Here is a 26,914-nt window from a genome sequence, read left to right on the forward strand (position 1 = left end):
GAAGCCACGGGGGCAATGGCATCAGACATCCAGAGCGTTACCTGAGCGAACCATCCCGACGGTATCGGAACGGAGCTCTGCTTCTTGTTTGACCATGATCCTTCTCGAAGAATCGGTTGCCACCATTCGGGATCATGGCCGGGACGACCCACGCGCCTTGGAAAGCGGCGCAAGCCGGCGCAGATTCGCAAACTTCCGAACCCGCGCCGCCAAGAAGTACCAGCACGGCGCTCTTTCAGCAACAATATAACGATTTTTTGCGCGTGGTCGCAGCGCCCTCACCGCTCCGAGACGGTGAAGCAAGGGCCGGATGCATCGGCAATGGCGACCTCACGGGCTGTTGAGAAGGGCAATGAAACCTCGCGGCCGTTCCCGCGTTTTGGATGGTTGAAGGCAGTGAGGGTTCCAACATGACCCAGGGTTGGTTTTCGAGGCCGGTCACGGTTTCGGTGGGCGTCGCGGGCGCGATCAGGCACATTTCGAGCGCACAGCAGGCGGTCGAGCTGCTGGCGGGTCAGTGGCGGGACGCCGGCAGCGCGCTGCACGGCTCGGCGCTGCGCGCCTGCCGCAGGGCGATGAGTGGCGAGGTTCCGGCCGACGCCGCCCGGGACGCGTTCATCGGCGCCGCGCGCGAGGCGCATGTGCTGGTGGAGCACGCGTCGGAATGATGGTGCCCGGGCGGGATGGACAGGTCCATCCGTTCGGGCTTCAGATCCCGAACATCAGGGTCGCATAGACTATCGGGCCTGCGATCAGGCAGACAGCCATCGCGATCAGCACGGCTATAGCGAAGCGCTCCGCGCGTCTGACACGGTTCGCGACCTCATCGTCGTCGGTTGAGATGAGATCGAGGATCGAAAAAACTCGGGGGGCAGTATGGTTGTCGTTTGCGGGTCGGCCTGCTTCGTCATGCAGGTTCAGTCTGCTTGGGCTAGAGGTCACATTCGTCTCGCTATTCGAATACGCCACACCGCTTGCCGCTGGTGGCGATGCCAATCGGCGCCCGCTATGTCAAGAAGAACTTACGGACATCCGGTGACTACGACAGGCCTTGCCGCAGCCGCTCACCAACTCGCGACCGCGAAATTGGTTGCCGGTCGCGGCCCAATGCGCTCGGCGATCAGGCTTTGGTCCGACCCAGTCCGAGCGAGACTGTCACGGTGATGGAACCCTTGACGGCGGGAACCATATTCCGACGCCGGCCGTTGACCGACGCGAAGGAGAAAACCAATGGCCGAAACAGACGACCAATCCTCGACACCCAAAATGACCCAACGCGAGGCTCAGGAGGCACTCGAAAAGCAGGTCGCGCAGTTGAAGCGCGAGATCAACAAGATCAATCGAACATTGTCCGAGCGCGCCGAAGAGGCTCTGGAGGAGGCCAATGGCTGGTATGACAGCGCGACTGATCGTGCCAGCCGGACCGCTCAGGCACTTCGCAGCAGAGCGCAGTCGGTTTCCGGAGTGGTCCAGGAAAATCCGGGCACGGTCTCGACCGCCTTCGTTCTGGGCGGCATGATCGGCCTGATGCTTGGGCTCATCCTTACCGGTGCGGACGATCCCCGCCGCGGGCGCTGGCTCTAGGTCCGCCTGGATCGCGCTCGGCGCGTGGCCCTGCCGCGCATCATATTAGCAGGAAACGATATGTTAACGGCTGTCATGCAGCCTTTGCGCGTGGAGGAAGGGCAATGCCCTCCTCATCGACGTTCCAACGTGCGCCCTCGAGCGCCGGGACGTTCGACCAATGCGGAGCAAACGCATGAGTGTCGAAACAGCTCTGGAACAATTGCTGCGGTTGATTCATCGCCGGGCCATGAGACTAGCGGCTTTGCCGGATGACGAGAGGGATCTGCACTACGATCTCATCCGCCTGTCTTGTTGCAAGGCGGCCGAGCATATTGGGCAAAGTCCGGACGAGGCAGCCATCACCGCAAACGACATGGTCGAGTTCGTTCGCGCGCTGGTCGGGATCATCGAAGTGGGGCGCGGACATGACCGGCGCGAAGCGCCGATCGGTCGCCGGCCGGCACAGCAGTTCGCCGGCCTGGGGAACGGCGCCGCACGCACTTAGGCCGGCGCTTCAGCCTCGCCAGCCCCGCCAAACAGTCAACAAAATCGGAGATATTGGCGATCCCGGCAGGATTCGAACCTGCGACCATCGGCTTAGAAGGCCGGTGCTCTATCCAGCTGAGCTACGGGACCGCTGGCCGGCGATGCCGGCTTTCTGCTTCTCGGCCGGGCGCGCCGCCCGGCTTGCCGGTCAGTGCGTCCAGGGCGTCCTGCGGTCATAGCGGAAATTCTCCGCGTAGGAAATCTGCCGGCGCTTGGTCTCCTTCGGCTCCTCGACGCGGTAGGCGAGGCCTTCCTTTTCGGCATAGGCCACGGCTTCTTCCCTGGTGTCGAAGGTCAGCCTGACCTGGCTCAGCATGTCGCCCGAGGTGGTGTAGCCCATCAGCGGGTCGATCTTCTTGCGCTGCGCGGGATCGAATTCCAGAACCCAGTGACCGGTCTTGGCCTTGCCTGACTGCATCGCGGTTTTGGCTGGGCTGAAAATGCGCGCGGACATGTCCACCTCGTTGTTGCGGGCCGGCGGCAGCGCCACCTTTCGCCTGTCATTACTGTGCAACGGCGCCGACGGCAAGGCCAACGGCCGCCGGGCGGGGGCGTCAGCCGGCGCGTCGGAACCTCGCCGAGGCCTGGGCATTATCCAAAACATCAGGCGACCTGTCTCGCGAGCGGGACGAATTCCGCCGCCGGCGCCCCGCGCCGGCACCCAGGCAAACGCAGCCGTTCCAACAGCCCAGACACGCATCATGAACAATGCAGCCCAAACCCGCGCAATCCAGCTCGCCGTCATCGTCGGCAGCCTTCGCGCCCAGTCCTACAGCCGCAAGATCGCCAGGGCACTGGCCGCCCGCGCGCCTGACTCGATGCGCTGCCGCTTCATCGAGATCGGCGACCTGCCGCTCTACAACGAGGACCTCGAGGGCGAAGATCCGCCGCGCGCATGGTCGACATTCCGCGCGGAAATCCGCAGCGCCGATGCGGTGCTCTTCGTCACGCCGGAATATAACCGCTCGATCCCCGGCTGCCTGAAGAACGCGCTGGATGTGGGCTCGCGCCCGTCAGGCAAGAGCGTGTTCAAAGGCCTGCCGGCCGGGGTCGTCAGCGTCACACCGAACAAGCTTGGAGCGTTTGGCGCCAACCATGCGCTGCGCCAGACCTTCGTCTTTCTCGACATGCCGGTGATGCAGCAGCCGGAAGCCTATATCAGCACCGTCGCCGACCTGCTGGACGACAAGGGCGGGGTGAAGAGCAGCGAAACCGCTGGATCCCTGGAGAAATTCATGAGCGCCCTGGAGGACTGGATCCGAACCATCCGGCCAGACGATGCCTCCTTCGAAGCGTTCATGCGGCAGCGTGAGAAGATCGCCGAAGACTATGTCAACGGCGACGCGAAATCGCTCGAGGCGATCGTCACCCACGCGGAACCGGCGACTTTCTTCTCGCCGCGGGGCGATCATCTCCAGGGCGCCAACGCCGTCGCGAGCCGTTACGAGCGCGACGCGCGCAGCTTCCATGAAGGCGGCAGCACCGATCTCGAGGTGCTGCAATCTTCGGCGAGCGGCGGCCTGGCGTTCTGGACCGGCCTGCAGCACGCAGAGGCGCGCATGGGCAAGAATGGCGAGACCACGGCGATGACCTTGCGGGTGACCGAGGTGTTCCGCTTCGAGGACGGCGCGTTCAGGCTCGTGCACCGCCATGCCGACCCGGCGAAGGCCGGATAGACCCGCGACATAACGCCGGCGGCTTTGCAACCGCGGCATCTTCCCATTGCGCTGCAAGCGGCATATGTCGGATACAACGCCGTGTCAGACAGGGTGATGACGGCGACAAACAAGGACATGGACGCGGAAACCTTGCAGGCTCAGGCCGGCCGACCGGAGACCTTCGACGGCGCGATCGTGATCGGCGCCGGCGCGGCCGGGCTCAGCGTCGCCCTGGCGCTCATCGAGGCCGGCGTGGCAACGCAGGTGCTGGAGCGGGAGAGCCGGCTGGCCGAACCCTGGCACCGTCGGCACGAAAACCTGCACCTCAACACCCATCGCGATCTTTCTTCCCTGCCCGGCGTCGCCTACCCCGCCGGCACGCCCGCCTTTCCGCACCGCACCACGGTGATCAGCCATCTCAACGAATTCGCCGAGACGCACGGGCTGCCGGTCGAATTCGGCGTCGTCGTCGAGGAAGTGACCTTCAACGGCGATCACTGGACGGTCAGGACAACCGCCGGGCCGCGGCTTGCGCGCCATGTCGTGATCGCTACAGGTCGCGACCGGCATCCGTTCATTCCCGCCTGGAAAGGCATGAAGGACTTTGCCGGGCGCATCGTCCATTCGGCCGATTTCGGCGCGGCGAAGGACTATGAGGACAAGACGGTGCTGGTGGTGGGCGCCGGCAATTCGGGCTTCGACGCGCTCAATCACCTTTCCGGCGTCAAGGCCGGACAGATGTGGCTTGCCGCCCGCAACGGCCCCTCGCTCTTGCCCAAGCGCATCGGCCAGATCGCAGTGCACCGTTTTTCGCCTTTCATGGCGCGGCTGCCCGTGAGGCTGGCCGACTGGGCGATGGCGCTGACCCAACGCCTCGTCTTCGGTGACCTGCGCAAATTCGGCCTGCCGTCGTCACGCGTGGGCGGCGCCAGCCGACTGGGCTCCGACTACACCGCGATCGCCTCCGATGACGGCGCCGTCGATGCCATCAAGGCCGGCCGTGTCATCGTGGTTCCGCAGATCAGGGAATTCACCCGCGACGGCGTCATCCTCGACAACGGCCAGACGATCACCCCCGACATCGTCATCGCCGCAACCGGCTACCGCACCGGGCTGGAGCCGATGGTGGGCTCGCTCGGCGTGCTCGACGCCAAGGGCGTGCCGCTGTTCAACGGCGCCGACAGCGACCCGAGACTGCCGGGCCTTTGGTTCACCGGCATGCGGCCGAGCATCCGCGGCTGCTTTGCCAATGCCCGCATCCAGGGCGCCGCGATCGCCCGTGAGATCGCCAGGCGACGACGCTGAGCGCAAATCGCTCATTTCTGCATGAAGGCGGCGAAGTTCTCCCTCGTCGACGGCAGCCAGGCTTTCGTCATTCGTCAGCACTTCGTGCCCGATGAACGATACAGCGCTTCGTTTTTCTCGTTTCGTGGGTTGCCTTCGCGGGTCTGGAACCTTATACGCCGCAGGGCCTCGGAGTGTAGCGCAGCCTGGTAGCGCATCTGGTTTGGGACCAGAGGGTCGGGAGTTCGAATCTCTCCACTCCGACCATTTTTCTCCCCGTCCCTGAACACCCGAGTTCCGGCGAATGCGCGCACGGGGTGCCCCTGGCGTCTGTCACAGATACTTTTATCGGCTGCCCCGATGGACCACGTAATGATCCATATATGACGATGCAGACGATATCTCTGGAAGGCAAGCTCGCCGGGCGAGAACCCCAACCGCCTTACACCCGGCGAGCCCACAACCCGATCTGGAACGCGATCGGGGCCGGGATCAGCCGGCAAACTGGATGTTGCAAGATGGATGCCGGCGGCCTTGTCCCGAAATGGGACAGTTAAGTGGCGCTTTCCCATGGATTGACGACGGGTATGCCCGCCGCGTGAAAGGCCGACACGTCACGTGAAGCGACGCGGAAGCCTTTGGCGGCGGCGATAGCCGCTATGTAGCCGTCGGGTATAGGAAACCCCTTGCCCGCGGCTCTGGCCTTTGGGGCAAGGCCGGCATACTGCCTCGCTGCCTGCGCATCGAATGGCAGAACGCGCTGTTCGAACACCGCGCGTATGCCAGCAAAGGCCTCAGCCAGGGCATTCTTGCGGCGCCCCGCAGCCATCACCTCGATGCCGAACAGCACCTCAGCGAGAGTCACGCTGGAAATATACAATGTTTCAGCAGCCTGATCGTCCAGCCATGCCAGAACCGCCGGATGGGGCTGTGGCCTCATCACCTCCGAAACGACATTGGTGTCCAGGACGATCATTCGAATCTCAGAGGCTCGGCCGGGCTTTTATCGCGGACCTGCTCCAAGGCATCTACATCCTCACCTTTTACCCCGGCGCGGCGGGCGATGTCGGACAGCAAAGCGCCCAGCTTCACACGCCCTTCCGGCCGCACGGCGTTTTCGAGTATGGCTCGAATCTCCGCTTCCGTGCTTCGGCCGTGGACGGCGGCCTGCACGCGCAGAGCACGGTGGGTTTCTTCCGGAATATTTCTGATCGTCACAGATGGCATTGATATCATCCCGATGTCATTGACATCATATCACCAGATGTCTCTGATGTCACTGGCTCTGACGTCACCTGCTGGCTACCGGACAAGGCCTAAATCTCGAACTCGCCCTGCCCTTCGTCCATGGCGCTGACGGTTTCGGCGGCGAGCGCCCTGGTGATCGGCGTCTTGCGCTCCAGCGCTGCGCGGTCGAGGCGTTCCACCACGCGCATGGCGGTGGCCAGCGAGCGCTCGATGCGCCTGACCAGATATTGCACGACATGCGGCTCGACCTCGACCTGGCGGTCAGCGAAAAGCTTTGTGATGACGCCGGCGAGCAGCAGATCGTCGGGTTCGTGGATCTCCACGGTCGCTGCGGCCTTCAGCCGCGAGATGAGGTCGGGCAGCGCGACACCCCAGGCCGAGGGAAAGCGCCTGGCCGTCAGCAGTAGAGAGGAGCCGGCGCCACGGACGGCGTTGATGAGGTGGAACAGGCCAGTCTCGTCGACGGGGTGCTTGTCGATGTCGTCGATGAGGACGGGCATCTCCCCAAGATCGGCGATGCACTGTTCGATGCGTCCGGCATCGACCCTTAGCGCGCCGGCGCGGGCCAGCCAGATCGAGGCCAGATGCGTCTTGCCGGAGCCCGCCGGCCCGGCCAGCACCACGACCGGCGACGGCCAGTCGGGCCATCGGTCGACCAGCGCCACCGCCTGGGCGTTGGTCGAAGACACCACGAGCTCGTCGCGCGAGTAGCCGGTGCCGTGGCCGAGATCGAGCGGCAACTGGCGCGGCGGATCGGTTCTGTCAGCGGCCATGGCGTGTCAGCCGCGCGGCTTGGCGGCCCGGCGGCGGTTCGCCGGCAGCGGCGGTATGGGCTCGGTCGCGTGACCCTTGTAGAGCGGCGATTCGAGATAGCGGGCAATGGCGAAGCGCACCAGCACGGCGACCGCCGCCGAAGCTGGCACCGCGATCAGCAGGCCGACAAAGCCGAACAGCGCGCCGAAGGCGAACAGCGCGAACATCAGCCAGACCGGATGCAGGCCGACGCTTTTGCCCACCAGCCTCGGCTGCAGAATGTTGCCCTCGATGAATTGGCCGACGAAAAACACGCAAGCCACCGCAACGATCATCACCCAGTCCGGCCAGAACTGGACAAAGGCGACGCCGACCGCGAGCACCAGCCCGGTCAGCGAGCCGACATAGGGGATGAAGGAGATCAGCCCGGCGAAGAGGCCGATGAGGATCGCGAAGTTGAGGCCGGCCAAAGTCAGGCCCGTGGCGTACATGGCGCCGAGCACCAGGCAGAGCGTGCCCTGGCCGCGCACGAAGCCGGCGGTCGCGGTGTTGATGTCGCGGGCGATCGTCCGCACCGTCTCGACATAGTCGCGCGGCACCCAGCTGTCGACCTCGGCCACCATGCGGTCCCAGTCGAGCAGCATGTAGAAGGCGACGACCGGCGTCACCACGAACAGGCTGACCACCGAGACCAGCGCCACGCCGGAGCTCCAGATCGACGTGAAGACGGTGGTGAGCAGGCCAAAGCCGGAAGTGAGCAGCGAGTTCAGCCCGTCGCGCAAGCTGTTGGCGTTGACGCCAAATCTCTGCTCCAGCCATTTCGGGTCGAAGCTGGTGATCAATGCCTGCAGGCGGGTGAGATATTCCGGCAGCTTGCCGGCGAAATCGGCCATTTGCGTCGCCAGCACCGGCACCAGGATGACGAAGGCGAGCACAAGCACGACGATGAAGGCGATCAGGATGACCACCGTCGCCATCAGCCGGGAGAGGCCGAGGCGCTGCAGCCGGTCTGCGACCGGGTCGAGGAAATAGGCGAGCACCATGCCGGCGACGAAGGGCAGAAGGATGCTGGAGAAGACGTAGAGGAACAGGGCGAGCAGGACGGCGGTGCCCAGCCAGAAGAATATCTGGCGGCGGAACGCCGAGGACGCGGCTTCGCCGGCCGCCGCTGCCTCGGCGGCCGCCGCGATGGATCCTTGGTCAGGAGTCCGGTTTGGAGCCTTCGCCATAGCCGCTCATATGCCTCAACCAGGTCACGAGATAGGCCGCGGCCGAAGCCACGGTCAAGACCCCGGACAGCAATATGAGCGCCGGCCTCAGCGGGTCGAAGTGGATCGAAATAGCCAATTCGCCAAGCACCACCGCCGCCAGGATGATCTGGATGGCGGTGTTGGCCTTGGATATCAGGAGCGGTTTCATCTCGACCGGATGCGCCATTACCGTCGACAGAAGCACGGCGCAGACGATCAGCGCGTCGCGCGAGACCATGGTGACGACCAGCCACAGCGGCAACTCGCCGATGAAGCCCATGACCACGAACGCCGAGACCAGCAGCAGCTTGTCAGCCATCGGGTCGAGATAGGCGCCGAGTTTCGAAAACTGGTTGAAGCGGCGAGCGATGAAGCCGTCGACCCCATCGGAGATGCCGGCGACGAGGAAGCCGGCAAAAGCCCAGTCCCAGCGCGCCTGCAGCATGGCCAACACCACGGCGGGCACGAGAACCAGGCGCATGATCGTAATCATGTTGGGGATGGTCAAACGTCTGCCCCGTCGTGGCTTGTTGGGAGATAGATGATGGAGATGGGAGGTGGGCGCAAGGACCGAGCGCCTCATTCTCCCACACGGTCGATTGGCGAAAGCGGCGATGACGATCGAACTCCCCCCTTGCGGGGGAGATGCCTGGCAAGGCAGAGGGGGTGCTGTCCCGCCGACGTATCGGCCATTGCTCAACGGGCACCAACTGATCGTTCGAAGGTCGCGATCCTCCACACCCCCTCTGTCCTGCCGGACATCTCCGCAAGGAGGAGATCAGCTGTCGCCTCGGACTTGGCCAGTCGCCAGCGCTGTTGCAACCATTGCTGTCCACGGTTTTGTCGCCCGGGAGGGCCGTCATCCTTGCTCCCCGAAACCATTCATGCGAAGAGCCCGCAAGCACAGTGGAAACAGCGACGAGCCGGATATGACCAAGCGCGACACAGCCAAGCGCAAGAACGGGCTCACCTATGCCGAGGCGGGTGTCGATATCGATGCCGGCAATCTGATGGTGGAGAAGATCAAGCCGCTGGTGCGCGCCACGCGCCGGCCGGGCGCCGATGGCGAGATCGGCGGCTTCGGCGGGCTGTTCGACCTCAAAGCCGCCGGCTTCTCCGATCCGGTGCTGGTCGCCGCCAATGACGGCGTCGGCACCAAGCTCAAGATCGCCATCGACGCCGGCAAACACGACACGATCGGTATCGACCTCGTTGCCATGTGCGTCAACGACATCGTCGTGCAGGGCGCCGAGCCGCTGTTCTTCCTCGACTATTTCGCCACCGGCAAGCTCGACCCCGACCAGGGGGCGGCGATCGTCGGCGGCATCGCGCAAGGCTGCCGGCAGGCCGGCTGCGCCCTGATCGGCGGCGAGACGGCCGAGATGCCCGGCATGTATCACGGCAAGGATTACGACCTCGCCGGTTTCGCCGTCGGCGCCGCCGAGCGCGGCCAGCTGCTGCCCACCGACGACATCGTCGAGGGCGACGTGCTCCTGGGTCTCGCCTCGTCCGGCCTGCATTCCAACGGCTATTCCCTGGTTCGCCGTATCGTTGCCGCCAGCGGCCTCGCCTGGAGCGACCCGGCACCGTTCAACGACGAGGCGACGCTTGCCGAAGCACTGCTCGAGCCGACGCGCATCTATGTGAAGTCGATCCTGAAGGCGATCCGCAATACGCATGGCATCAAGGCGCTGGCCCATATCACCGGCGGCGGCTTTCCCGAGAACATTCCGCGCGTGCTGCCGAAGGACTTTTCCGCCGAGCTCGACCTCAACGCCATCGAGGTGCCGCCGGTGTTCGCGTGGCTGGCCAAGACCGGCGGCGTGGCGCCGGAAGAGATGATGCGCACCTTCAATTGCGGCATCGGCATGATCCTCGCCGTGGCCTCCGGCCAGGCGGCACAAGTGGCTGCTGTGCTGCAGGAGGCCGGCGAGACGGTGACGCCGATCGGCCGCATCGTGCCACGCCGCGACGCCGGCGTCATCTACCGGGGGTCGATCGGCCTATGAGCAGGAAACGCACCGTCGTTCTGATCTCCGGGCGCGGCTCCAACATGACGGCGCTGATCGCGGCGGCGAGCGACCCAGCCTATCCGGCCGAGATCGTCGGCGTCATCTCCGACCGGGCGAACGCTGCCGGCCTCGCCATCGCGGCCGCGCGCGGCATCGCCACCAAGGTGATCCAGCGCTCGGATTATGGCAGCAAGGAAGCGCATGACGGCGCGATCGATGCCGCCCTTGCCGGCTTCGGCGCCGAAATCGTCGCGCTGGCCGGCTACATGCGCATCCTGGGTGGCCGCTTCGTCGAGAAATGGCTGGGGCGGGTGGTCAACATCCACCCTGCCCTTTTGCCTGCCTTCAAGGGCCTGGATACGCATGCCCGCGCCCTGCGCGCCGGCGTTCGCATCCATGGCTGCTCGGTGCATTTCGTGACGCTCGACATGGATGACGGCCCGATCATCGCGCAGGCCGCCGTGCCGGTGATGGTCGGCGACAATGAGGATACGCTCGCCGCCCGCGTGCTCAAGGCCGAGCACCGGCTCTACCCGCTGGCGCTTGGGCTGGTCGCCGAAGGCAAGGCGCGCATGGAGAAGGGCCACACCGTGCTCGCCCATTTCGCCGACGATGCCGACAACGGCACCTCCGTGGTGATGGCGCCCGACCCGCTGCGCGAGGAAAGCGATCTCGAGCAGTTGGCGCGGATCACGCCGTAAGGGATTGAGGCCGGTAGCAAATATTGCCACTTTTCCGAGTCCGGACCGCGACGACCTGACGTTGGTGCCGACACCCGAGCGCCGAGCGTCGGCAACTATCTCATACTCTATCGCCTCGCCAAGGAACGGATTGAGATCGTGTGTATCGTGCATGGCGCACGCGACATCTCGACGTTATTTTGAAAGGCAGTGGCGACAGGGAATGGTGATATGGCGAAAGCAAGACAACTCCTCGTCCTGCGCCACGCCAAGTCGAGCTGGGACGATGCCAAGCTTGCCGATTTCGACCGGCCGCTCGGCCCGCGCGGGCTGAAGACGGCGCCGCTGATGGGACGGGAGCTTTCCCGGCGCGGCTGGTTGCCGGATCTGGCGCTGGTGTCTGCCGCGCTGCGCACGCGCGACACATGGCGGCTGGTCGCGGCCGAACTGCCAAGAAACGTGCCGGCGGAATTCACCGATGCGCTCTACGAGGCAGTGGCAGAGGATGTGTTGGCCGTGGTGCGCAAGGCCAGCGCGGCAAGTCTCTTGCTGCTCGGCCACAATCCCGGGCTGGAGGAGTTCGCGCGCCGGCTCGCCAGTTCGAGGTCAGATGCCCAGGCGCTGAGGAAGCTCAAGGAGAAATTCCCGACGGCGGCACTGGCCCGTTTTGTCCTCGATGGAGACTGGGCGGATCTCGGCTTCGGTGGCGCGCGGCTGACGCATTGCATCAGGCCGAAAGAGCTGAGCTAGCGGCCTCCACGGCAGCGCGACCCTTGGCGCGCGCGGAGCCCAAAGACAAAATCCGACCAAAGCGATAGCGCCGAACCTTGCCGATTTGATTCAGGCTTGCGCAAAGGCGAAGCGGGCACAAGCCCGCCGCCTCGGGGAACAATCTTGGCGAAAATCGTCGATGACGGCCAATCCCTCGACTGAGGCAGTTTCAACGCCGCAACACGTCGCGCATGTCGTATTCGCCGGGTGGCTGTCCGGCGACCCAGAGGGCGGCGGCGATGGCGCCGCGGGCGAACATCGAGCGATCGCCCGCCGAATGCGACAGCGTCAGCACCTCGCCGTCGGCGAGGAAGTTGACGCTGTGCTCGCCGACGATGCTGCCGCCGCGCATCACTGCGAAGCCGATCTCGCCGGGCGGACGCGGACCGGTGACACCGTCGCGGCCGTGTCGCGCGACGTCTTCCAGCGTAATGCCCCGCCCCTGTGCGGCCGCCTCGCCCAGCATCAGCGCCGTGCCCGAGGGCGCATCCACCTTCGCGCGATGATGCGCCTCGAAGATCTCGATGTCGCAGTCGTCGGGGCTGAGCGCGCGCGCCGCCTGCTCGACCAGCCCGGTCAGCACGTTGAGGCCAAGCGAGTAACTGCCGGAACGCACGATGGCGACCGTCTTCGCGGCGGCGGCAATGGCGGCAAGCTCGGTGGCGTCGAAGCCGGTCGAGCCGATCACCAGCGCCGGGCCGCCACGCACGGCGCAAGCCGCGGCAAGTTCAGCCGACGCAGCCGGCGTGGTGAAATCGACGATGACGTCGGCAAGCGCCAGCGCCTCGTCGCGCTCGACCAGCCCCTCCCCGGCGGAACCGGAGCGATGGAAGCGGGCCGCGAGTTCGAGGCGCGGATCGGCCGCCACGGTTTCCACCATCTGCCGGCCCATGCGGCCCAGCGCGCCGGCTATGGCGATCCTGAGCGGCTTCGGCATTGCGGCTCCAATGGGAAAGACGAGTCGGAACAAGCAGCTGGAACAACGTCTTGCAAGATTGATTTACCCAACGGGCGCGCCATTCGTCTGCAGCATCATGCCGGCGATCTCCTTCACCAGCTTGGCGGCGACCAGAGCGGTCTGGTTCGAGAGATCCTGGCTCGCATTGTATTCAACGACATCGGCGGCGACGATCGGCTGGTCTATTCCCTGGATCAGGCCGATCACCTGGCGGGTGGTGAAGCCGCCTGGTTCGCGATGGGAAATGCCGGGAGCGAAGGCCGGATCGAGAGCGTCGATATCCATCGAGACATAGACGGGCGTCTTGAGGTCAAGCCGCAGCCCTTCCTTGAAATGCCGCATCTCCACCACCTCGACATCGAAGCGCCTGAACTGGTCGCGGTGGTGGTCGTTGATGGTGCGCAGGCCGATCTGGATCAGCCGGTCGGCAAGCCGCTCCTCCATGATGCGCGCGAAGGGCGAGGTGTGCGAGCGCGGATTGTCGCCATAGGCATGGTAGATGTCGGGATGGGCATCGATATGCAGGATCGTCAGGCTGGGATGACGGCGCCGTACCGCGCGCAGCACCGGCCAGGAGATCGCATGGTCGCCGCCGAGCGAGATCAGCGGATGGCCGGCATCCAGCGCGCGGCCGACTTCGCTTTCGATCCGCTCCCACGGATCGCCGGGCTGCGTGAAATCGACGTCGCCGTGATCGATGAAGCGGTCGCTGAGGTCAAAGCCGGTTTCCGACCATGAACTGTAGGCATCGCTGGCGAGTTCGCGCCGGATCAGCGGCGGCGCTTCGGCCGCACCGCGCAGCCAGGACGAATTCCCGTCATGCGGAATGCCCAGAAGCGATATCTTGCTCACGACATCCTCCCTCGTCGCAACAGACAGGGCGTCTCTATAGACGCGGGAGCTGGCGGCCGCGACGGCAAGCGCTTGGTCCAGATCGCGGGATCAAACGCCAAGCTCTTGCGGCTTGCGCAGCCATACCTTGTTGTCGTGCAGCGCGGCACCGCCATAGGGCGCCGGCGCGTCGGCGCCGGTCAGCACGTTGATGCCCTCGCCGCGTTCATGCGCGCTGTTCGGCCAGATGCCCTCGGCGATCACCACACCGCGCCTGATGCCATCGAACAACTTGGCGTGCAGCACCAGCTCGCCGCGCTGGTTGCCGACCTCGACGCGGCTGCCATCGGCAAGCCCGAGTTCGGCGGCATCGTCGGGATGCAGCAGCAGCACCGGCCTGCCCTCCTTTTCCTTCGACACGGGCGTCTCGGCGAAGGTCGAATTGAGGAAATTGCGCGCCGGCGAAGTGGTCAGCCGGAACGGATGGGCTTCGTCCGCCACCTCGATCAGTTCGACATGGTCGGGGAATTCCGGCAGCTGTTCCACCGGTCCGAACAGCCCCATGCTCCTCGGCGGCCGGTTGGGCGCCGCCTGCCCGGACCAGTCGGGACGGAAGCGGAACTTTCCGTCCGGATGGCCAAAGCCGTCGATGAAATGCGCCGCCTCGAAATCCGGCTGCATATCGATCCACTTCTGTTCGCCCAGGCTGTCGAAGCTGCCCAGCCCGCGCTTGCCGAGGATGATGTCGATATGCTCCTTCTCGGTGAGGCCGAAGCCCGGCCTGTCGGAGACGCCGAGCCGCTTCGCCAGTTCCTCGATGACAAAATGGTTGGTGCGCGGCCCTTCCGGCGGATCGATCAGCTTCGGGCCGAGCGTGATGTGCTGGTTGCCGCCGCCCTTGTAGATGTCGTCATGCTCGAGGAACATCGTCGCCGGCAGGACGACATCGGCGAGCCTGGCGGTGTCGGTCATGAACTGCTCGTGCACGCAGGTGAACAGGTCGTCGCGCAAAAAGCCCTGCTTCACCAGCCGCTGCTCGGGCGCGACATTGACCGGATTGGTGTTCTGGATGAGCAGCGCCGTCACCAGCGGACCGCCATAGAGCGCGTCCGCGGCCCCTGTCAGCACCGGGCCGATGCGCGAATGGTCGAGATGGCGCACGTTCGGGTCGCGCAGCGCGGTGCCTTCGAGAAGATCCTGGTTCAGCTTGAAGATGCCTGAATTGGAATGGAAGGCGCCGCCGCCCTCATATTGCCAGGCGCCGGTGACGGCGGCGATCGAGGCCGCCGCGTGCATGTTGACCGAGCCGTTGCGCTGGCGCGAGAAGCCGTAGCCGAGACGGAAATAGGTCTTCTTCGTCGTGCCGACGAGATGCGCGAAGGTCTCGATCTCGGCAACGCTCAATCCTGTGATCGCGGCCGCCCAGTCCGGCGTGCGGGTGCGAAGGTGCTCCTCCAGCCCGCGCGGATCGTCGGTGTATTTGTCGAGATAGGCGTGGTCGGCGAAGCCGTCCCGGAACAGCACATGCATGACCGCGCAGGCCAGCGCGCCATCGGTGCCGGGCTTGAGCACCAGGCCGAGATCGGCCTGCTTCATCGTCGCGTTCTCATAGACGTCGATGACGACGATCTTGGCCTTGCGTTCCTTGCGGGCCTTGATCGCGTGGGTCATGACGTTGACCTGCGTCACCACGGCATTGGTGCCCCAGATCACGACGCAGTCGGACTTGGCCATCTCGCGCGGATCGGGACCGCGTAGCGCGCCTGCTCCAACCATCCAGCCGGTCCAGGCGAGGTTGGTGCAGATCGAGCCGAAGAAGCCGGAGTACTTCTTCGCGTGGCGCAGCCGGTGGATGCCGTCGCGCTGCACCAGCCCCATCGTGCCGGCATAATAGTAGGGCCAGACCGTCTCCGAGCTGTACGTCTCCTCGGCCTTGATGAACTTCTCGGCGACGAGGTCGAGCGCCGCTTCCCAGCTGGACTCCTTCCAGGTGCCGTCGCCCTTGGCGCCCGCCCTGACCAGTGGCTTCAGCAGGCGGTCGGGGTGGTGGACGCGGTCGGCATAGCGGGCGACCTTGGCGCAGATGACGCCCGCCGTGTAGCTGTTGGCCTTGGCGCCATAGACGCGGCCGATGCGGTTGCTATCGAGCAGCTCGACCTCGAGGGCGCAAGTGGACGGGCAGTCGTGCGGACAGACCGAATGGCCGATCCTGAGCTTGGCGTGCTGGTTCATGCGGGTTGTCTAGCGGGATTCAGGCTCGGCGTGTAGGTCCAGATCGGGCGCGAGTTGGCACTGTTCTGCCAAGATGTGCTGCGCAGTGAGGTTGCGGGAGTAGGTTTTTTTGCGCGGCATTGAAACCGCCAATCTCCCCCCTCGTGGGGGAGATGTCCGGCAGGACAAAGGGGGGCGTGAAGGATCGCCAACCTCTGAGTTCATTCGGTAGCGAAACACTATGGGACTTCGCTGTTTGGCTGAGAGGCCGGCGGGACAGCGCCCCCCTCTGCCCTACCGGGCATCTCCCCCACTTGGGGGGAGATTGGCCGTCGCTGCGGGTTTCGCCAATCGCCAACCTCGGGGATTGGCGCAACGCCTCCTCACATCCCGAACCAGCGCGCGCGGCGGCTGGAGCCGAAATGCTCCTTGTCGGCTCTGAGCGCCAGCGAGGCTTCGTGGTAGGTGCCTGTCGGTTTCGGACCGGAGAAGAAGTCCACCTCGACCTTGCCGATGCGGCCGCCACCGAATTCGATATAGCAGGTGCCGAAGCCATCATATTGCTTTGCCGTGCCGCTGTTGGAGAGCTTCACGATCAGGTCGCTGGCGACGGCGCGCGCCGCGCCTTCGGCGAAGACGCCGGCCTTCGGCGTGCCGGTGTTGGCGCCGTCGCCCACGGCGTAGACGCCGGCATAGTTGGTCTCCAGCGTCCTCGGATTGACCGTGATCCAGCCATTCTCGGTCATGCCGCTGGCAATGACCACGTCGGGCACGCGATGCTTGGGCACGCCGAGGAACAGGTCGAACTGCATCTCTACCCCGTCGTCAAGGATCGCGACCTTGCGCGCATTGTCGATCGACGCGACGCGGCGGCCTGGAATGAAGCCGATGTTTCGCTCGACGAAGGCGGAGACGAGGGCGCGCGAAGTCTCCGGCGACGGCGGCACCGGACTCGGCAAAGGCAGCACGAAATTGATCTCGCAGGCTTCGCGCACGCCGCGCTTGACCAGGTAGTCGTGCAGCATCAGCGCGCATTCGCTGGGCGCCGGCGGGCATTTGTAGGGCGCGCCGCAGACCCCGACCAGCGCCCTCCCCCTGGTGAAGGTGGGCAGCACGTCGCGCAGCCGTTCGGCGCCGGCGACGGTGTAGAATTCGTTGGCGCCGGCGAGCCCTGGCGTGGCGTCGAAATCGTAATCGGCGCCGAGCGCCACGACGAGGAAATCGGCCTCGTGGACGCCGGCATCGGTGGTGACGCGCCGCCGCTCGGGGTCGATCGCGGTGACCGTCTGCCTGAGCAGGCGCACGCCGGGCTTGGCATAGTTCGAGTAAGGCAGGCGCACCTGATCCGCCGTCTTGTGGCCGAACATGACGTCGAGCTTGGAAAAGCCAAAGACGAAGCCGTCGCTCTTGTCGATCAAGGTGACGTCGATGCCGGCGCCGAAGGTCTCGGACAGCAGGCTGGTGAGCTCGAGGCCGCCAAAGCCCGCCCCAAGGACGAGGACGCGCGGCTTGCTGGAAGTGTTCATGTTACCCTCTCATTTGTTGCTTGGAATGACGCGCGTCGTAGTCAAATTTCCCTAGGACCAGTGCCTCAACGTGGCGGTGTCCTCGGCGAAGATCACGCCGAAGAAGCCGTCGATCATCTTCAGCGTGTCGGCATCGCTCATGCCGGGCAGCGCCGGGAAATCGCCCTCCAGATCCACCTTGGTCCTGCCGCCCATCGGCGTGTAGCTGTGGGTGAACCGCGCGCCGTCGAAGGCGCCGCCGGTCAGCCTGGTCTCGATGCCGCGCGGCGGATCGAGCGTATGCTCGACCTGCATGGCGAAGGTGGTTCCGTCGGGATTATAGACCTCGGCGTCCAGGGTGACGACATTGCCGGCCACGCCGGCGAGCCGGTGGCTCTTGAAGGCCAGATGCCGGTGGTTGCCGGCGCTCATATATTGGAACAGCAGCTCCGGCGTGGCGTCGAAGACGGCGATGGCGGGCTTCACGTAATGCACGGTCATGGCGGTCTGCTCCTGCGATGGTTCCTTGGGCGCGCGGCCGGAAAGGGCATCGCCGCTCACCGGCCGCGGCTCACGCGGCCGCGGCTCAGGCGTGCGGCTGCGGGACGATGCGGATGTAGGGCTTGGGCGCCTTCCATCCGTTCGGGTAGATCTTGGCCGCCTCGTCGTTCGACACCGAGCCGGCGATGACGACGTCCTCGCCCTGGCGCCAGTTGACCGGCGTCGCGACCCGGTGTTTCGCGGTGAGCTGCAGGGAATCGATGACGCGAAGGATCTCGTCGAAGTTCCGGCCGGTGGTCATCGGATAGGAGATCAGCAGCTTGACCTTCTTGTCCGGCCCGATGACGTAGACGTTGCGCACCGTCTGGTTGTCGGCCGCGGTGCGGCCCTCCGAGGAGTCGCCGACAGTCGCCGGCAGCATGTCGTAGAGCTTGGAGATCGCAAGCGTCGGGTCGCCGATCATGGGGTAGTTCGGCGCATGGCCTTGCGTCTCCTCGATGTCCATGGCCCAGCTCTGGTGCCGGTCGACGGGATCGACGCTGAGTCCGATGATCTTGACGTTGCGCTTGTCGAATTCAGGCTTGAGCTTGGCCATGTAGCCGAGTTCCGTGGTGCAGATCGGCGTGAAATCCTTGGGGTGGGAGAAAAGGACGCCCCAGGACTCGCCGAGCCAGGAATGGAAGCTGATCTGGCCTTGCGTCGTCTCGGCTTCGAAATCCGGGGCGGTGTCGTTGATGCGGATGGACATGGTGAGTTCTCCTCTGTGAATGGGTTGACGCGGCCATACTGACCGGCCGGCGTTCCTCCACCGTTCCCCGAATGCGCCTTGCCTGTGCCGGCCCTTCCAATCGGCATCGATGCCGGACTATGGTTGGCCGGGGACTTGGGAGACGAAAATGCGCGTAGAGGTGGATTTGCTTGGCCAATTCCGCGTGTCCATCGATGGACGCGCGGCGTCCGCGGCGGCGTGGCGGCGCACGAGCAGCGTGACGCTGGTCAAATTGCTGGCGCTTGCCCGGCGCCATCGGCTGCACCGCGAGCAGGTAATGGACGCACTATGGCCCGACCTCGAACCGGAGGCCGCCGCCGCCAATCTGCGCAAGGCCGTCCACTTCACCCGGCGCGCGCTCGGCGCGCATGACATCATCGCGCTCGACGGCGAAGTCGTGGCGCTGGCGCCGGGCGCTGAGCTCGCCGTCGATGCTGCCTTGTTCGAGGCCGAGGCGACGGCGGCGCTGCAGGCAAACGATCGCGGGGCCACGGAACGGGCGGCCCGGCGCTACGCCGGCGACCTGCTGCCGGACGACCGCTACGCTGAATGGGCGGAAGAGCCGCGCCAACGGCTGCGCGAGCTCTATGTGCGCGTGCTGGAGGCGGCCGGTCTGTGGGAACGCTTGCTGGCGGTCGATCCCGCCGACGAGCGCGCCGCGCGGGCCCTGATGCAGGCGGCACTCGACGCCGGCAATCGCGGCGAGGTCGTGCGGCAGTTCGAGCGGCTGCGCGAAAGCCTGCGCGTCGATCTCGGCGTCGGCCCGCAAGCGGCGACGGTCGCCATCTACGAGAAGGCACTGGCGCTCGGCGGCGCGCAGCCGACCGGGATCGCCGAACGGGTGCGCGGGCTTTTGGCCTGGGGCATCATCCAGCTCAACAGCGGCGACTTCGGCGATGCCGGGCAGAAGGGCGCCGAGGCGCGCACACTGGCGATCGCCGCCGAGCTCGGGCGCGAGGTCGGCGAGGCCAGCGCGCTGATCGGGCTCGCCGCACACATGCAGGGGCAATGGCAGGAGCTTTTCCAGTCCGAATTCGTCGACTGGGTTCGCGGCGCGCCAAGCGTTGCCTCGAACGTCTTCGACGGCCATCTGTGCCTGGCGGAATTCTGCCTCTACCGGGCCGGCGGCCATGAACACATGGCCAAGGCGGCGCGCGAGCTTTTGGGCATCGCCGAGGCCGCCGGATCGGTTCCCGGCCGCGTGCTTGCCTCGCTGATCCTCGGCGAGGCAGAGCTGTTCTCGGGGCGGCTCACAGCGGCGGAGGAGCTGTTGACCAGCGCAGCCCAGCTCAGCGCTGCAGCGCGCGCCCCTTTCGGCGAGGCGCTGGCGCTGCATCGGCTCGGCGAAATCGCGCTGGCGCGCGGCCAGAAATGGCGCGCCGGCCGGCTCCTGCAGAAGGGCTTGCGCCTTGCCGAATCGACATGGCTCGCCCCGCATCTGCTGATCCGCTTCCAGGCGCTGGCGGTCGAGGCGGCGGCGACGCAATCGCAGGCGATGGAGGCGATCCGGCAGGGCGACCGCAGGCTGGCCGAAAAATGCACCTGCCAGCCCTGCTCGATGGGCTTTCGCGTCGCGTCCTCGATCGCGCTGGCCGAGGCCGGGGAACTCGACCAGGCGAGCCGGCGCATCGACGAGGCCGAGCGACTGGCCGGCATGTGGCAAGGCGGACCGTGGGTCGCCGCCGTCTGGGAAGCGCGCGGCGTGCACCGCCAGGCGCGCGGCGAAAGCGACCAGGCCTCCGCGCTGTTGCGCGAAGCGGCCGCGCGCTACGCCGAACTCGGCCGCCCGCGCGACCAGGAGCGCTGCCTGGCGCGGGCGCAAGCGGTTGAAGTGAGGCTGGCGGGGTAGAAGCTGCCAATCTCCCCCTTGTGGGGGGAGATTAGGCTTTCATCCCTACTCCGCGATCCCTTCCTCATATTCCGCCGACATGGTCAGCCACTTGTCCTCGTTCTGCGCCAGCGTCTGAGTGAGTTGCGAGCGCTCCTTGGCGAGGCGTGTCGCGGTCGAGGGGTCCTTCTCGTAGATCGCCGGATTGGCGAGCTCGTCCTCGATCAGGTCGATGCGCTTGCGGATGCGGTCCATCAGTGCCTCAGTGGCGCGGATTTCTTTCGCCAGCGGTTCGAGCGCGGCACGGCGCTGGGCCGCCTCGCGGCGACGGTCGGCCTTGGAGGCCTTGTCGGCTTCCTTCTGTTCGCGGCGATTGGAGGAAACGCCGGTGACCAGCGTCTTGTAATCCTCGAGGTCGCCGTCATAGGGATTGACCGCGCCGTCCTTGACCAGCCACAGGCGATCGGCCGTCGCCTCGAGCAGGTGACGGTCGTGCGAGATCAGGATCACGGCGCCGGGGAAATCGTTCAGCGCATGGATCAGCGATTCACGGCTGTCGATATCGAGGTGGTTGGTCGGCTCGTCGAGGATGAACAGGTTCGGTCCGTCGAAGGCCGACAGGCCCATCAAAAGGCGCGCCTTCTCGCCGCCGGAGAGATCCTTGGCGGCAGTGTTCATTTTCTCAGTCGTTAGACCGAACTGGGCGACGCGGGCACGCACCTTCGATTCCGGCGCCTCCGGCATCAGCCGGCGTACATGCTCATAGGCGTTTTCCTCGGGGCGCAGATCGTCGAGCTGATGCTGGGCGAAGATCGCTACTTTCAGGCCCGGCGCCACCGTCATGGTGCCGGTCTCGGCCTTGAGGCGGCCGGCGAGCATCTTGGCGAAGGTCGACTTGCCGTTGCCGTTGGCGCCGAGCAGCGCGATGCGGTCGTCGGCATCGATGCGCAGCGTCATCTTCTTCAGGATCGGCGCGCCCTCGGTGTAGCCGACATTGACGCCGTTGAGGGCAACGATCGGCGAGGCCACCGTCTTCACCGGCTCGGGGAAGGAGAACGGCCGCACCGTGTCGTTCACGATGGCCGCGATCGGCTTCATCTTCTCCAGCGCCTTCAGCCGCGACTGCGCCTGCCTCGCCTTGGAGGCCTTGGCGCGAAAACGCTCGACGAAGGACTCCATGTGCTTGCGCGCCGCTTCCTGCTTGACACGGCTCTTCTCCTGCAGTTCGCGCTGCTCGGTGAGCTGGCGCTCGAACTGATCGTAGCCGCCGCGCCAGAAGGTCAGCTTCTTCTGGTCGAGATGGACGATGGAGTTGACGGCGCGGTTGAGCAGGTCGCGGTCGTGCGAGATCAAAAGCACGGTGTGCGGATATTTGGAGACGTAGTTCTCCAGCCACAGCGTGCCTTCGAGGTCGAGATAGTTGGTCGGCTCGTCGAGCAGCAGAAGGTCTGGCTCGGAGAAGAGCACGGCCGCCAGCGCGACGCGCATGCGCCAGCCGCCGGAGAACGACGAGGCCGGACGCTTCTGCGCGGCGTCGTCGAAGCCGAGGCCGGCCAGGATGGTGGCGGCTCGGGACTCCGCCGAATGCGCGTCGATGTCGGCAAGCCGCGTGTGGATCTCGGCGATGCGGTGCGGATCCGTGGCCGTCCTTTCCTCTTCGAGCAGAGCCTGGCGCTCGGTATCGGCCTTGAGCACGATGTCGATCAGCGGCTCCTCGGTGCCCGGCGCTTCCTGCGCCACCTGGCCGATGCGGGTGTTTTTGGGCAGGCTGATCGAGCCGGTCTCGGCGGGGAAATCGCCGGTGATCGCCTTGAACAAGGTGGTCTTGCCGGTGCCGTTGCGGCCGACGAGACCGGCTTTGGTGCCGGCCGGCAAGGTCAGCGAGGCATGATCGAGAAGCAGGCGCCCCGCCATGCGCAGCGAGAGGTCGTTGATGATAAGCATGGCCGCGCTTTTGCACGGGACATGAGCGCTTCGCAAGAGCCAGGGCTTTGGGACGAAGGTCACCGGCGATGGGATGGCCGGCTGGTCGCGAAATGCTCGCCGGCTGGAACCAGATGGCGGCCGGAGCGTTTGGGGCCGATGATCCGCTATTTCGCCCTCGCCGTCATCTTCTTCCAGGTCGCCACCACGGCCGCCCTGGCGACGCAGGTGGTGCTGTTTGCTGACAACACGGATGCCGCGCCGCTGCTGGGGGCCGTTGACCTGGCAGGTCAGTGAGCGCTGCCAATCTCCCTTTGACGTAGCGGCGCCTGCAACTTCACGACATGCCATATCGCGCATCGACATTCGTTCGAACACGAATGTTATCGGTACACTGGCGCTTTTCGAGCATTAAGTTGATAAATCAGACAACTTGAAGTTCCGTTCCAACATATATTAGCGCATGGCGTGCGCTTCAGATGCGTGTGGCGCAGAAAAATCTCTTGCCGCACGCGGGATGCTTTGCGAAAATTCGATTTCATTTTCGCACCGATGCTGTGATCTTGGGATCGCGCCATGAGTCGCCGTGGGCGCCAACGATAATTGTATTGGTCAGGAGCCAGGATGGACGAGGCAGCGAAGGATCTGCGCGCACTCAGATTTGTCGCCGACATGACGCGCAAATTGGCAAAGATGCTTTCGCGCACGCGCTACCACATGCTCGTCTATTTTCTCGAAATGACGGCGGTCGAAGCTGAAACCCTGGCCGACGCGCAGGATCCCAAGCTGACACGCGCCCAGAAAGCGCCCGAGCCCAAAAACTGAGTGCGCACAGGCCCGGTCCATCCCGATGATGCCGGGATGGCGCCGGGCGAGGCCAGAAAATCAAACCTTCTTGCGCTTCGCCACCTTGGCCGGCTGAGCCGCCGGCTTGCGGCCGAGGCCGGAAGATTTGGCCAGCGCCGACCGGGTCGCCGAATAGCTGGGCGCCACCATCGGATAGTCGGGCGCAAGCCCCCATTTGGCGCGGTATTCGTCCGGCGTCAGGCCATGGTCGGTGGCGAGGTGACGCTTCAGCGACTTGAACTTCTTGCCGTCCTCGAGGCAGACGATGTGGTCCGGAAACACCGAGCGCTTCGGATTGACGGCCGGGTTGAGCACCGGCGCCTCCTTGGCGGCGGCAACCGAGCTCAGCTTGCGCACCGAGGCGCTGACGCTGGCGATCAGATCCGGCAGACCGGAAGCCGGAAGCGGATTGTTGCCGACATAGGCCGAAACAATGTCGGCGGTTAGTTCAATCGCGGTCTTGTCGTCGATATTGTGCAATTTTTTTCCCTCTGCCGATGATCAAGTCACCAGCTCTAGTTGTAGACTTTTGATGATGTATCGATTTTGACCGTGCTCCCCAACGGACCCATAGAGTCAATAAACCCTGCAGACTCAATACGGGGCGATATTTTCATGGGCGACGGCAGCCGCGCAATTTAGAAAATCTAATACTTGGAAGCAGCAGACTTGGATAGGCCGGTATCAGCCAAAATTTCGAGAATACGCTTCCAACGGGCACAACGACCGAAATCTTTCTGCTCAATCGCCTTTTCCGCCTTCATCGCGGCGTAAAGCGGCGCCTCGGCGCCGAATTCCTTCACCAGCCAATGCGCTTCCTGTCTGGCGCGGCGTTCGTCCTCGTCAAGCATGGTTCCCGGCCTCCGGACCTTCGATGCCCACCGCAATGCAACTGCCGATGACAAGGACGGCGCCGGCGATGGCCGTCATCGTCAGCGTTTCGCCCGACAGCGCCAGAAGGAGAGTCGAGGCGATCGGCGTGAGATAGGCGGCAACCGCAACCTTGCCGCCCCGGTCGAGCTTCAGCGCCCGCGACCAGAAGTAGTAACCGAGCCCCATCGGGCCGGCGCCGAGATAAAGCCCGGCAATGAGATAGGTTCCGGCCTGCCAGGCGACGCCGTCATGCAGGCACCAGGCAAAGGTGAGGACCACGCCGGCCACGGCCGACGGCAGCAGGAACCGGTCCGGCGGGGTGGCCACGCGACCGACGAAGATCGAATAGAAGGCCATGCACAGCGCCGAACCGAAGGCGGCGAGATAACCGACAAGATTGCCCTGGAACAAGGACTGCTCGCGGCCTCCGGAAATCACCAGGGCCACGCCGACAAAGCCGAGCGCGGCGGTGACGCCGAGCAGCGCGGGGCGACGCGGGCTGTCCAACACGATCAGCGCGGCCGCCACCATCAGCGGCCAAGTATAGGCGACAAGATTTGCCTCGATGACCGGCATCGAGGCGAAGGCGATGTATTGCAGGACCATGGTGCCGACGAGGCCGATGAAGCCGACGGCAAAGGCAGCGAGGTTGGTTGTCTCCCCCTTCTCCCCTTGTGGAAGAAGGTGGATTGGCGCGCGGCGCTTCAGCCTGATCAGCGCAAAGACCAAGGCGGCGCCGGTGAATTGCAGGAATTGCACCAGCGATACCGGATGATTTTCAAGCAGCGACTTGCCGACCAGCGCATTGGTCGACCACAGCGCCACCGCGCCGGCGGCGAAGGCCAGCGCGGCCGCGGGGGCCGCTCCATCCCGCAGGACCCGGGATGGGGTCCTGTCTTCCTGCCTGGCCATGACCTGTTCCGAATGCTGGATCAGCGAAGCAAGCCGGTTTCCGCCCATGGCTTCACTACCATGATTCCCTGGCGCCGCCGGCGACGGTTTCCGCGGCCGGCTGCGGGGCGGGATGCTCCTCGGCAAAACGGCGGTAGGCCGGCAGCTGGTTGTTCCAGACGTCGTCGGCAAGCTCATTCACCCATGCACGATCGTGGTCGTTGTCGGCGGCGAGGTAGAACATGCGGTTATCGTCGACATAGGGCTTTGCGACCGAGCGCTGGTTGAGCACCAGGGTGACGCGCGAGCCGAGCTGGATGGGCGCGGTGCGATGCAGCACGCCGAGGAACTGGCCGAGCGTGGCGTAGTTCATCTTGTGGTCGATGCGCATGATGCGGTTGCGCGGGATCTCGCGTCCGGATTCCAGGATCGCCCGTCCGGTCTCGGAATCATCGCAATAGATCTCCAGATGACCGCCGATCAGCGGATCGCTGATCGACAGCGGGATGAGCTCGGTGACCGGCACGCCGTCGCAATGCCATTCGACGGCGCCGTCCTTGGGATTCATGAAGGTGACCGTCGAGCCGACGATCGACAGCGGATAGGGCTCGAGCTTGGTGCCCATCATGTCGGAGAGCCGCTCCAGGCGCAGCTTGTCGTTCAGCAGTTCCTTGATCTCGGGAATGTAGCGGTCGGCGCCGGTGATGAAGGTGAGATCCAGATGCTTGTGCACGGCATGGCTGGACTTCAGCTTCAAGGCAGCCTCCTCGATCGCGGCAAGCAGCGCCGGGTCGTAGCCGTGCAGATACTGGGCGACGCCGAAACTCGACACTTTCCAGGCGGTGTCGTGGCCGATGATGGCTTCACGGCTCATCGCACAACGCAGTTCGGGGATGGTGTGGGCGTTCATTCTACTTCTCCAGCGTGGGGGCAACACTTGGTAAACAGTCGATTAATCCGCCCACCCCTGTAAATTTAGGAATGCTGGTGCTACCCTAAGCCCAGCTTAAGGTCGAAAACGGTGCGTCTGCTCAGTCAGGTCAACCTCAATTCGCTGAAAATCGTCGAGAGTGCTGCCCGGCACGGGAACTTCACGCGTGCCGGTGAAGAACAGTTCATCACCGCTTCCGCCGTCAGCCAGCGCGTCAAGAGCCTTGAGGACCAGCTGCGCTTCAAGATTTTCCAGCGCGGCGGCAACGCGGTGTCGCTGACGCCGGAAGGCGAGACCTATGTGTCGCGGGTGCGCGAAGCTCTGGAGCGGATCGTGGCGGCCAGCATGGAAGCGACCGGGCAATCACAGGCGCATGTGCTGAAGATCTCGGTGCTGCCGACCTTCGCTGCGCGCTGGCTCTTTCCGCGCCTGCCGCTGTTCCAGCGGCAATATCCCGATATCGAAATGCGGGTGTCGACCTCGTACGCCACGCATGAGTTCGCGACCTCGGAATACGACCTGGAGATCCGTTACGGCGACGGCAGCTTCCCCGGCCTGCAGGCGGACCTGCTGTTCAAGGAAGATTTGACGCCGGTGTGCAGTCGCAAACTCTTCCACGAGATCCTCGGCGACAAGCCGCTGTCGAAGGTCACGCCGGACGATCTCAGGCATTTCACGCTGCTCCACTCCGACACCTGCACCCAGAATTGGCAGTCGTGGCTGGGCTTTGCTGGGGCGAGCTTCGTGCTCGGCGAGACCAAAAGCATCTATTTCGATTCCTGCATGATGTCCTACGAAGCGGCCAATGCCGGCATGGGTTTTGCCGTCGCCAACCGCGCCTATATGGCCAGCGACATCCGCGCCGAGCGGCTGGTGGCCCCGTTCGCGGTCCACCACCCCAACACCGCTGGCTGGTACTTCGTCAGTCCCGACACCCAGCACGCGGCACGCAAGGTTGTGCTGTTCAAGCAATGGGTGATGGCCGAAGCGGCGATGACCCAGCGCCAGCTGGATCAGGAGATCGAAGGCGTGCCGGTGAAGCGCGTCGCGGCGATGGCTTGAGGCACTCGCACAGGCTT

30 protein-coding genes and 2 tRNA genes are annotated in these 26,914 nt (G+C 65.0%); 14 read left to right on the forward strand and 18 right to left on the reverse strand.

Annotated features, from left to right (window positions below; genetic code table 11):
- The first annotated feature begins 410 nt into the window (after positions 1-410).
- The 3 genes from EN846_RS10905 to EN846_RS10915 all read left to right on the forward strand — a co-directional run bounded on the left by EN846_RS10905 (position 411) and on the right by EN846_RS10915 (position 2,071).
- Entirely contained in the window at positions 411-668 is a 258-nt protein-coding gene (locus EN846_RS10905) for a DUF982 domain-containing protein (protein WP_127393266.1), read from the forward strand.
- A gap of 562 nt (positions 669-1,230) precedes the next feature.
- Complete coding sequence (locus EN846_RS10910) at positions 1,231-1,584, forward strand: hypothetical protein (protein WP_127393265.1); 354 nt, start codon at positions 1,231-1,233, stop codon at positions 1,582-1,584.
- Between the two features lie 175 nt (positions 1,585-1,759).
- Positions 1,760-2,071, forward strand: a complete 312-nt coding sequence (locus EN846_RS10915; RefSeq protein ID WP_127285783.1) for a hypothetical protein — start codon at positions 1,760-1,762, stop codon at positions 2,069-2,071.
- Between the two features lie 54 nt (positions 2,072-2,125).
- Here EN846_RS10915 and EN846_RS10920 read toward each other — a convergent pair.
- Positions 2,126-2,202, reverse strand: a tRNA-Arg gene (locus tag EN846_RS10920).
- A gap of 58 nt (positions 2,203-2,260) precedes the next feature.
- On the reverse strand, positions 2,261-2,566 hold the full coding sequence (locus EN846_RS10925) for an ETC complex I subunit (RefSeq protein ID WP_127285784.1): 306 nt from the start codon (positions 2,564-2,566) through the stop codon (positions 2,261-2,263).
- A gap of 247 nt (positions 2,567-2,813) precedes the next feature.
- On the opposite strand from EN846_RS10925, the gene EN846_RS36385 reads away from it, so the two are divergent.
- From EN846_RS36385 to EN846_RS10940, 3 genes are all read left to right on the forward strand, one after another.
- Positions 2,814-3,788, forward strand: a complete 975-nt coding sequence (locus tag EN846_RS36385) for an NAD(P)H-dependent oxidoreductase (protein WP_127393264.1) — start codon at positions 2,814-2,816, stop codon at positions 3,786-3,788.
- Between the two features lie 117 nt (positions 3,789-3,905).
- Positions 3,906-5,075, forward strand: coding sequence for an NAD(P)/FAD-dependent oxidoreductase (locus EN846_RS10935; RefSeq protein ID WP_245493387.1), 1,170 nt, complete (start codon positions 3,906-3,908; stop codon positions 5,073-5,075).
- 169 nt (positions 5,076-5,244) lie between these two features.
- Positions 5,245-5,321, forward strand: a tRNA-Pro gene (locus tag EN846_RS10940).
- 286 nt (positions 5,322-5,607) lie between these two features.
- Here EN846_RS10940 and EN846_RS10945 read toward each other — a convergent pair.
- The 5 genes from EN846_RS10945 to EN846_RS10965 all read right to left on the reverse strand — a co-directional run bounded on the left by EN846_RS10945 (position 5,608) and on the right by EN846_RS10965 (position 8,813).
- Positions 5,608-6,030 (reverse strand): type II toxin-antitoxin system VapC family toxin, encoded by a 423-nt coding sequence (locus tag EN846_RS10945; protein WP_127391665.1) that lies wholly within the window; start codon positions 6,028-6,030, stop codon positions 5,608-5,610.
- Positions 6,027-6,281, reverse strand: a complete 255-nt coding sequence (locus EN846_RS10950; protein ID WP_127391664.1) for an Arc family DNA-binding protein — start codon at positions 6,279-6,281, stop codon at positions 6,027-6,029. Before EN846_RS10950 ends, EN846_RS10945 begins: the two co-directional genes overlap by 4 nt.
- A gap of 89 nt (positions 6,282-6,370) precedes the next feature.
- Entirely contained in the window at positions 6,371-7,075 is a 705-nt protein-coding gene (hdaA, locus tag EN846_RS10955; RefSeq protein ID WP_127285790.1) for a DnaA regulatory inactivator HdaA, read from the reverse strand.
- A 6-nt stretch (positions 7,076-7,081) separates the two neighbouring features.
- The gene (locus EN846_RS10960) at positions 7,082-8,284 is read right to left on the reverse strand and encodes an AI-2E family transporter (protein ID WP_127391663.1); all 1,203 of its coding nucleotides are present in this window, start codon (positions 8,282-8,284) and stop codon (positions 7,082-7,084) included.
- Positions 8,256-8,813, reverse strand: a complete 558-nt coding sequence (locus EN846_RS10965) for a CDP-alcohol phosphatidyltransferase family protein (RefSeq protein ID WP_127285792.1) — start codon at positions 8,811-8,813, stop codon at positions 8,256-8,258. Before EN846_RS10965 ends, EN846_RS10960 begins: the two co-directional genes overlap by 29 nt.
- A 421-nt stretch (positions 8,814-9,234) precedes the next feature.
- On the opposite strand from EN846_RS10965, the gene purM reads away from it, so the two are divergent.
- From purM to EN846_RS10985, 4 genes are read left to right on the forward strand one after another with little or no spacing between them, the layout of a single operon-like run.
- A complete protein-coding gene (gene purM, locus EN846_RS10970) occupies positions 9,235-10,314 on the forward strand; it encodes a phosphoribosylformylglycinamidine cyclo-ligase (protein WP_127391662.1) in 1,080 nt (359 codons plus the stop codon).
- Positions 10,311-11,018: a phosphoribosylglycinamide formyltransferase gene (purN, locus tag EN846_RS10975; RefSeq protein ID WP_127311098.1), complete on the forward strand. Its 708-nt coding sequence runs from the start codon at positions 10,311-10,313 to the stop codon at positions 11,016-11,018. The genes purM and purN overlap by 4 nt, the downstream gene beginning before the upstream one ends.
- Before the next feature lie 3 nt (positions 11,019-11,021).
- Positions 11,022-11,201, forward strand: coding sequence for a type II toxin-antitoxin system RelE/ParE family toxin (locus EN846_RS10980; protein ID WP_127391667.1), 180 nt, complete (start codon positions 11,022-11,024; stop codon positions 11,199-11,201).
- 27 nt (positions 11,202-11,228) lie between these two features.
- On the forward strand, positions 11,229-11,747 hold the full coding sequence (locus EN846_RS10985) for a histidine phosphatase family protein (protein ID WP_127391661.1): 519 nt from the start codon (positions 11,229-11,231) through the stop codon (positions 11,745-11,747).
- Positions 11,748-11,937: 190 nt separating this feature from the next.
- Here EN846_RS10985 and dapB read toward each other — a convergent pair whose 3' ends face one another.
- The 6 genes from dapB to EN846_RS11015 all read right to left on the reverse strand — a co-directional run bounded on the left by dapB (position 11,938) and on the right by EN846_RS11015 (position 18,522).
- Positions 11,938-12,705, reverse strand: coding sequence for a 4-hydroxy-tetrahydrodipicolinate reductase (gene dapB, locus EN846_RS10990; RefSeq protein ID WP_127391660.1), 768 nt, complete (start codon positions 12,703-12,705; stop codon positions 11,938-11,940).
- Between the two features lie 63 nt (positions 12,706-12,768).
- On the reverse strand, positions 12,769-13,578 hold the full coding sequence (locus EN846_RS10995; RefSeq protein WP_127391659.1) for an agmatinase family protein: 810 nt from the start codon (positions 13,576-13,578) through the stop codon (positions 12,769-12,771).
- Positions 13,579-13,668: 90 nt separating this feature from the next.
- The gene (locus tag EN846_RS11000) at positions 13,669-15,789 is read right to left on the reverse strand and encodes a molybdopterin oxidoreductase family protein (protein WP_127391658.1); all 2,121 of its coding nucleotides are present in this window, start codon (positions 15,787-15,789) and stop codon (positions 13,669-13,671) included.
- A 362-nt stretch (positions 15,790-16,151) separates the two neighbouring features.
- Positions 16,152-17,294 (reverse strand): FAD/NAD(P)-binding oxidoreductase, encoded by a 1,143-nt coding sequence (locus EN846_RS11005; RefSeq protein WP_127393846.1) that lies wholly within the window; start codon positions 17,292-17,294, stop codon positions 16,152-16,154.
- A gap of 51 nt (positions 17,295-17,345) precedes the next feature.
- The gene (locus tag EN846_RS11010) at positions 17,346-17,774 is read right to left on the reverse strand and encodes a hypothetical protein (RefSeq protein ID WP_135858039.1); all 429 of its coding nucleotides are present in this window, start codon (positions 17,772-17,774) and stop codon (positions 17,346-17,348) included.
- 85 nt (positions 17,775-17,859) lie between these two features.
- Complete coding sequence (locus tag EN846_RS11015; protein WP_127285725.1) at positions 17,860-18,522, reverse strand: peroxiredoxin; 663 nt, start codon at positions 18,520-18,522, stop codon at positions 17,860-17,862.
- Positions 18,523-18,670: 148 nt separating this feature from the next.
- On the opposite strand from EN846_RS11015, the gene EN846_RS11020 reads away from it, so the two are divergent.
- Positions 18,671-20,392, forward strand: a complete 1,722-nt coding sequence (locus EN846_RS11020) for a BTAD domain-containing putative transcriptional regulator (protein WP_127393848.1) — start codon at positions 18,671-18,673, stop codon at positions 20,390-20,392.
- A 45-nt stretch (positions 20,393-20,437) separates the two neighbouring features.
- Here the strand turns inward: EN846_RS11020 and EN846_RS11025 are convergent, their stop codons facing one another.
- The gene (locus EN846_RS11025) at positions 20,438-22,315 is read right to left on the reverse strand and encodes an ABC-F family ATP-binding cassette domain-containing protein (RefSeq protein WP_127392638.1); all 1,878 of its coding nucleotides are present in this window, start codon (positions 22,313-22,315) and stop codon (positions 20,438-20,440) included.
- A 138-nt stretch (positions 22,316-22,453) separates the two neighbouring features.
- Between EN846_RS11025 and EN846_RS35055 the strand changes: the two genes are divergently transcribed.
- Positions 22,454-22,591, forward strand: coding sequence for a hypothetical protein (locus EN846_RS35055; protein WP_187331182.1), 138 nt, complete (start codon positions 22,454-22,456; stop codon positions 22,589-22,591).
- 327 nt (positions 22,592-22,918) lie between these two features.
- Positions 22,919-23,119: a hypothetical protein gene (locus EN846_RS11030; RefSeq protein WP_127285722.1), complete on the forward strand. Its 201-nt coding sequence runs from the start codon at positions 22,919-22,921 to the stop codon at positions 23,117-23,119.
- Positions 23,120-23,179: 60 nt separating this feature from the next.
- Here EN846_RS11030 and EN846_RS11035 read toward each other — a convergent pair whose 3' ends face one another.
- The 4 genes from EN846_RS11035 to EN846_RS35060 form a co-directional block, all read right to left on the reverse strand.
- Entirely contained in the window at positions 23,180-23,620 is a 441-nt protein-coding gene (locus EN846_RS11035) for a MucR family transcriptional regulator (RefSeq protein WP_127285721.1), read from the reverse strand.
- 167 nt (positions 23,621-23,787) lie between these two features.
- Positions 23,788-23,991 carry a hypothetical protein gene (locus EN846_RS11040; protein ID WP_127285720.1) on the reverse strand — a complete coding sequence of 68 codons (204 nt, stop codon included), beginning with the start codon at positions 23,989-23,991 and terminating at the stop codon, positions 23,788-23,790.
- Entirely contained in the window at positions 23,984-24,925 is a 942-nt protein-coding gene (locus EN846_RS11045) for a DMT family transporter (RefSeq protein ID WP_127392639.1), read from the reverse strand. The genes EN846_RS11040 and EN846_RS11045 overlap by 8 nt, the downstream gene beginning before the upstream one ends.
- A 55-nt stretch (positions 24,926-24,980) precedes the next feature.
- A complete protein-coding gene (locus tag EN846_RS35060; RefSeq protein WP_187331183.1) occupies positions 24,981-25,814 on the reverse strand; it encodes a hypothetical protein in 834 nt (277 codons plus the stop codon).
- A gap of 111 nt (positions 25,815-25,925) precedes the next feature.
- Here EN846_RS35060 and EN846_RS11060 point away from each other — a divergent pair, with 111 nt between their 5' ends.
- Positions 25,926-26,897 carry a LysR substrate-binding domain-containing protein gene (locus EN846_RS11060; protein ID WP_127283662.1) on the forward strand — a complete coding sequence of 324 codons (972 nt, stop codon included), beginning with the start codon at positions 25,926-25,928 and terminating at the stop codon, positions 26,895-26,897.
- Positions 26,898-26,914 lie beyond the last annotated feature (17 nt).

Origin of the sequence: Mesorhizobium sp. M4B.F.Ca.ET.203.01.1.1 (assembly GCF_004791025.1) — a bacterium.
GTDB lineage: Bacteria > Pseudomonadota > Alphaproteobacteria > Rhizobiales > Rhizobiaceae > Mesorhizobium > Mesorhizobium abyssinicae.

Bases quoted from the DNA above. Each gene is read 5' to 3' on its own strand.
- EN846_RS10905 (WP_127393266.1), top strand. From the start codon at position 411: ATGACCCAGGGTTGGTTTTCGAGGCCGGTCACGGTTTCGGTGGGCGTC.
- EN846_RS10910 (WP_127393265.1), top strand. From the start codon at position 1,231: ATGGCCGAAACAGACGACCAATCCTCGACACCCAAAATGACCCAACGC.
- EN846_RS10915 (WP_127285783.1), top strand. From the start codon at position 1,760: ATGAGTGTCGAAACAGCTCTGGAACAATTGCTGCGGTTGATTCATCGC.
- EN846_RS10925 (WP_127285784.1), bottom strand. From the start codon at position 2,566: ATGTCCGCGCGCATTTTCAGCCCAGCCAAAACCGCGATGCAGTCAGGC.
- EN846_RS36385 (WP_127393264.1), top strand. From the start codon at position 2,814: ATGAACAATGCAGCCCAAACCCGCGCAATCCAGCTCGCCGTCATCGTC.
- EN846_RS10935 (WP_245493387.1), top strand. From the start codon at position 3,906: ATGGACGCGGAAACCTTGCAGGCTCAGGCCGGCCGACCGGAGACCTTC.
- EN846_RS10945 (WP_127391665.1), bottom strand. From the start codon at position 6,030: ATGATCGTCCTGGACACCAATGTCGTTTCGGAGGTGATGAGGCCACAG.
- EN846_RS10950 (WP_127391664.1), bottom strand. From the start codon at position 6,281: ATGCCATCTGTGACGATCAGAAATATTCCGGAAGAAACCCACCGTGCT.
- hdaA (WP_127285790.1), bottom strand. From the start codon at position 7,075: ATGGCCGCTGACAGAACCGATCCGCCGCGCCAGTTGCCGCTCGATCTC.
- EN846_RS10960 (WP_127391663.1), bottom strand. From the start codon at position 8,284: ATGGCGAAGGCTCCAAACCGGACTCCTGACCAAGGATCCATCGCGGCG.
- purM (WP_127391662.1), top strand. From the start codon at position 9,235: ATGACCAAGCGCGACACAGCCAAGCGCAAGAACGGGCTCACCTATGCC.
- purN (WP_127311098.1), top strand. From the start codon at position 10,311: ATGAGCAGGAAACGCACCGTCGTTCTGATCTCCGGGCGCGGCTCCAAC.
- EN846_RS10985 (WP_127391661.1), top strand. From the start codon at position 11,229: ATGGCGAAAGCAAGACAACTCCTCGTCCTGCGCCACGCCAAGTCGAGC.
- dapB (WP_127391660.1), bottom strand. From the start codon at position 12,705: ATGCCGAAGCCGCTCAGGATCGCCATAGCCGGCGCGCTGGGCCGCATG.
- EN846_RS11000 (WP_127391658.1), bottom strand. From the start codon at position 15,789: ATGAACCAGCACGCCAAGCTCAGGATCGGCCATTCGGTCTGTCCGCAC.
- EN846_RS11005 (WP_127393846.1), bottom strand. From the start codon at position 17,294: ATGAACACTTCCAGCAAGCCGCGCGTCCTCGTCCTTGGGGCGGGCTTT.
- EN846_RS11010 (WP_135858039.1), bottom strand. From the start codon at position 17,774: ATGACCGTGCATTACGTGAAGCCCGCCATCGCCGTCTTCGACGCCACG.
- EN846_RS11015 (WP_127285725.1), bottom strand. From the start codon at position 18,522: ATGTCCATCCGCATCAACGACACCGCCCCGGATTTCGAAGCCGAGACG.
- EN846_RS11020 (WP_127393848.1), top strand. From the start codon at position 18,671: ATGCGCGTAGAGGTGGATTTGCTTGGCCAATTCCGCGTGTCCATCGAT.
- EN846_RS11025 (WP_127392638.1), bottom strand. From the start codon at position 22,315: ATGCTTATCATCAACGACCTCTCGCTGCGCATGGCGGGGCGCCTGCTT.
- EN846_RS35055 (WP_187331182.1), top strand. From the start codon at position 22,454: ATGATCCGCTATTTCGCCCTCGCCGTCATCTTCTTCCAGGTCGCCACC.
- EN846_RS11030 (WP_127285722.1), top strand. From the start codon at position 22,919: ATGGACGAGGCAGCGAAGGATCTGCGCGCACTCAGATTTGTCGCCGAC.
- EN846_RS11040 (WP_127285720.1), bottom strand. From the start codon at position 23,991: ATGCTTGACGAGGACGAACGCCGCGCCAGACAGGAAGCGCATTGGCTG.
- EN846_RS11045 (WP_127392639.1), bottom strand. From the start codon at position 24,925: ATGGCCAGGCAGGAAGACAGGACCCCATCCCGGGTCCTGCGGGATGGA.
- EN846_RS35060 (WP_187331183.1), bottom strand. From the start codon at position 25,814: ATGAACGCCCACACCATCCCCGAACTGCGTTGTGCGATGAGCCGTGAA.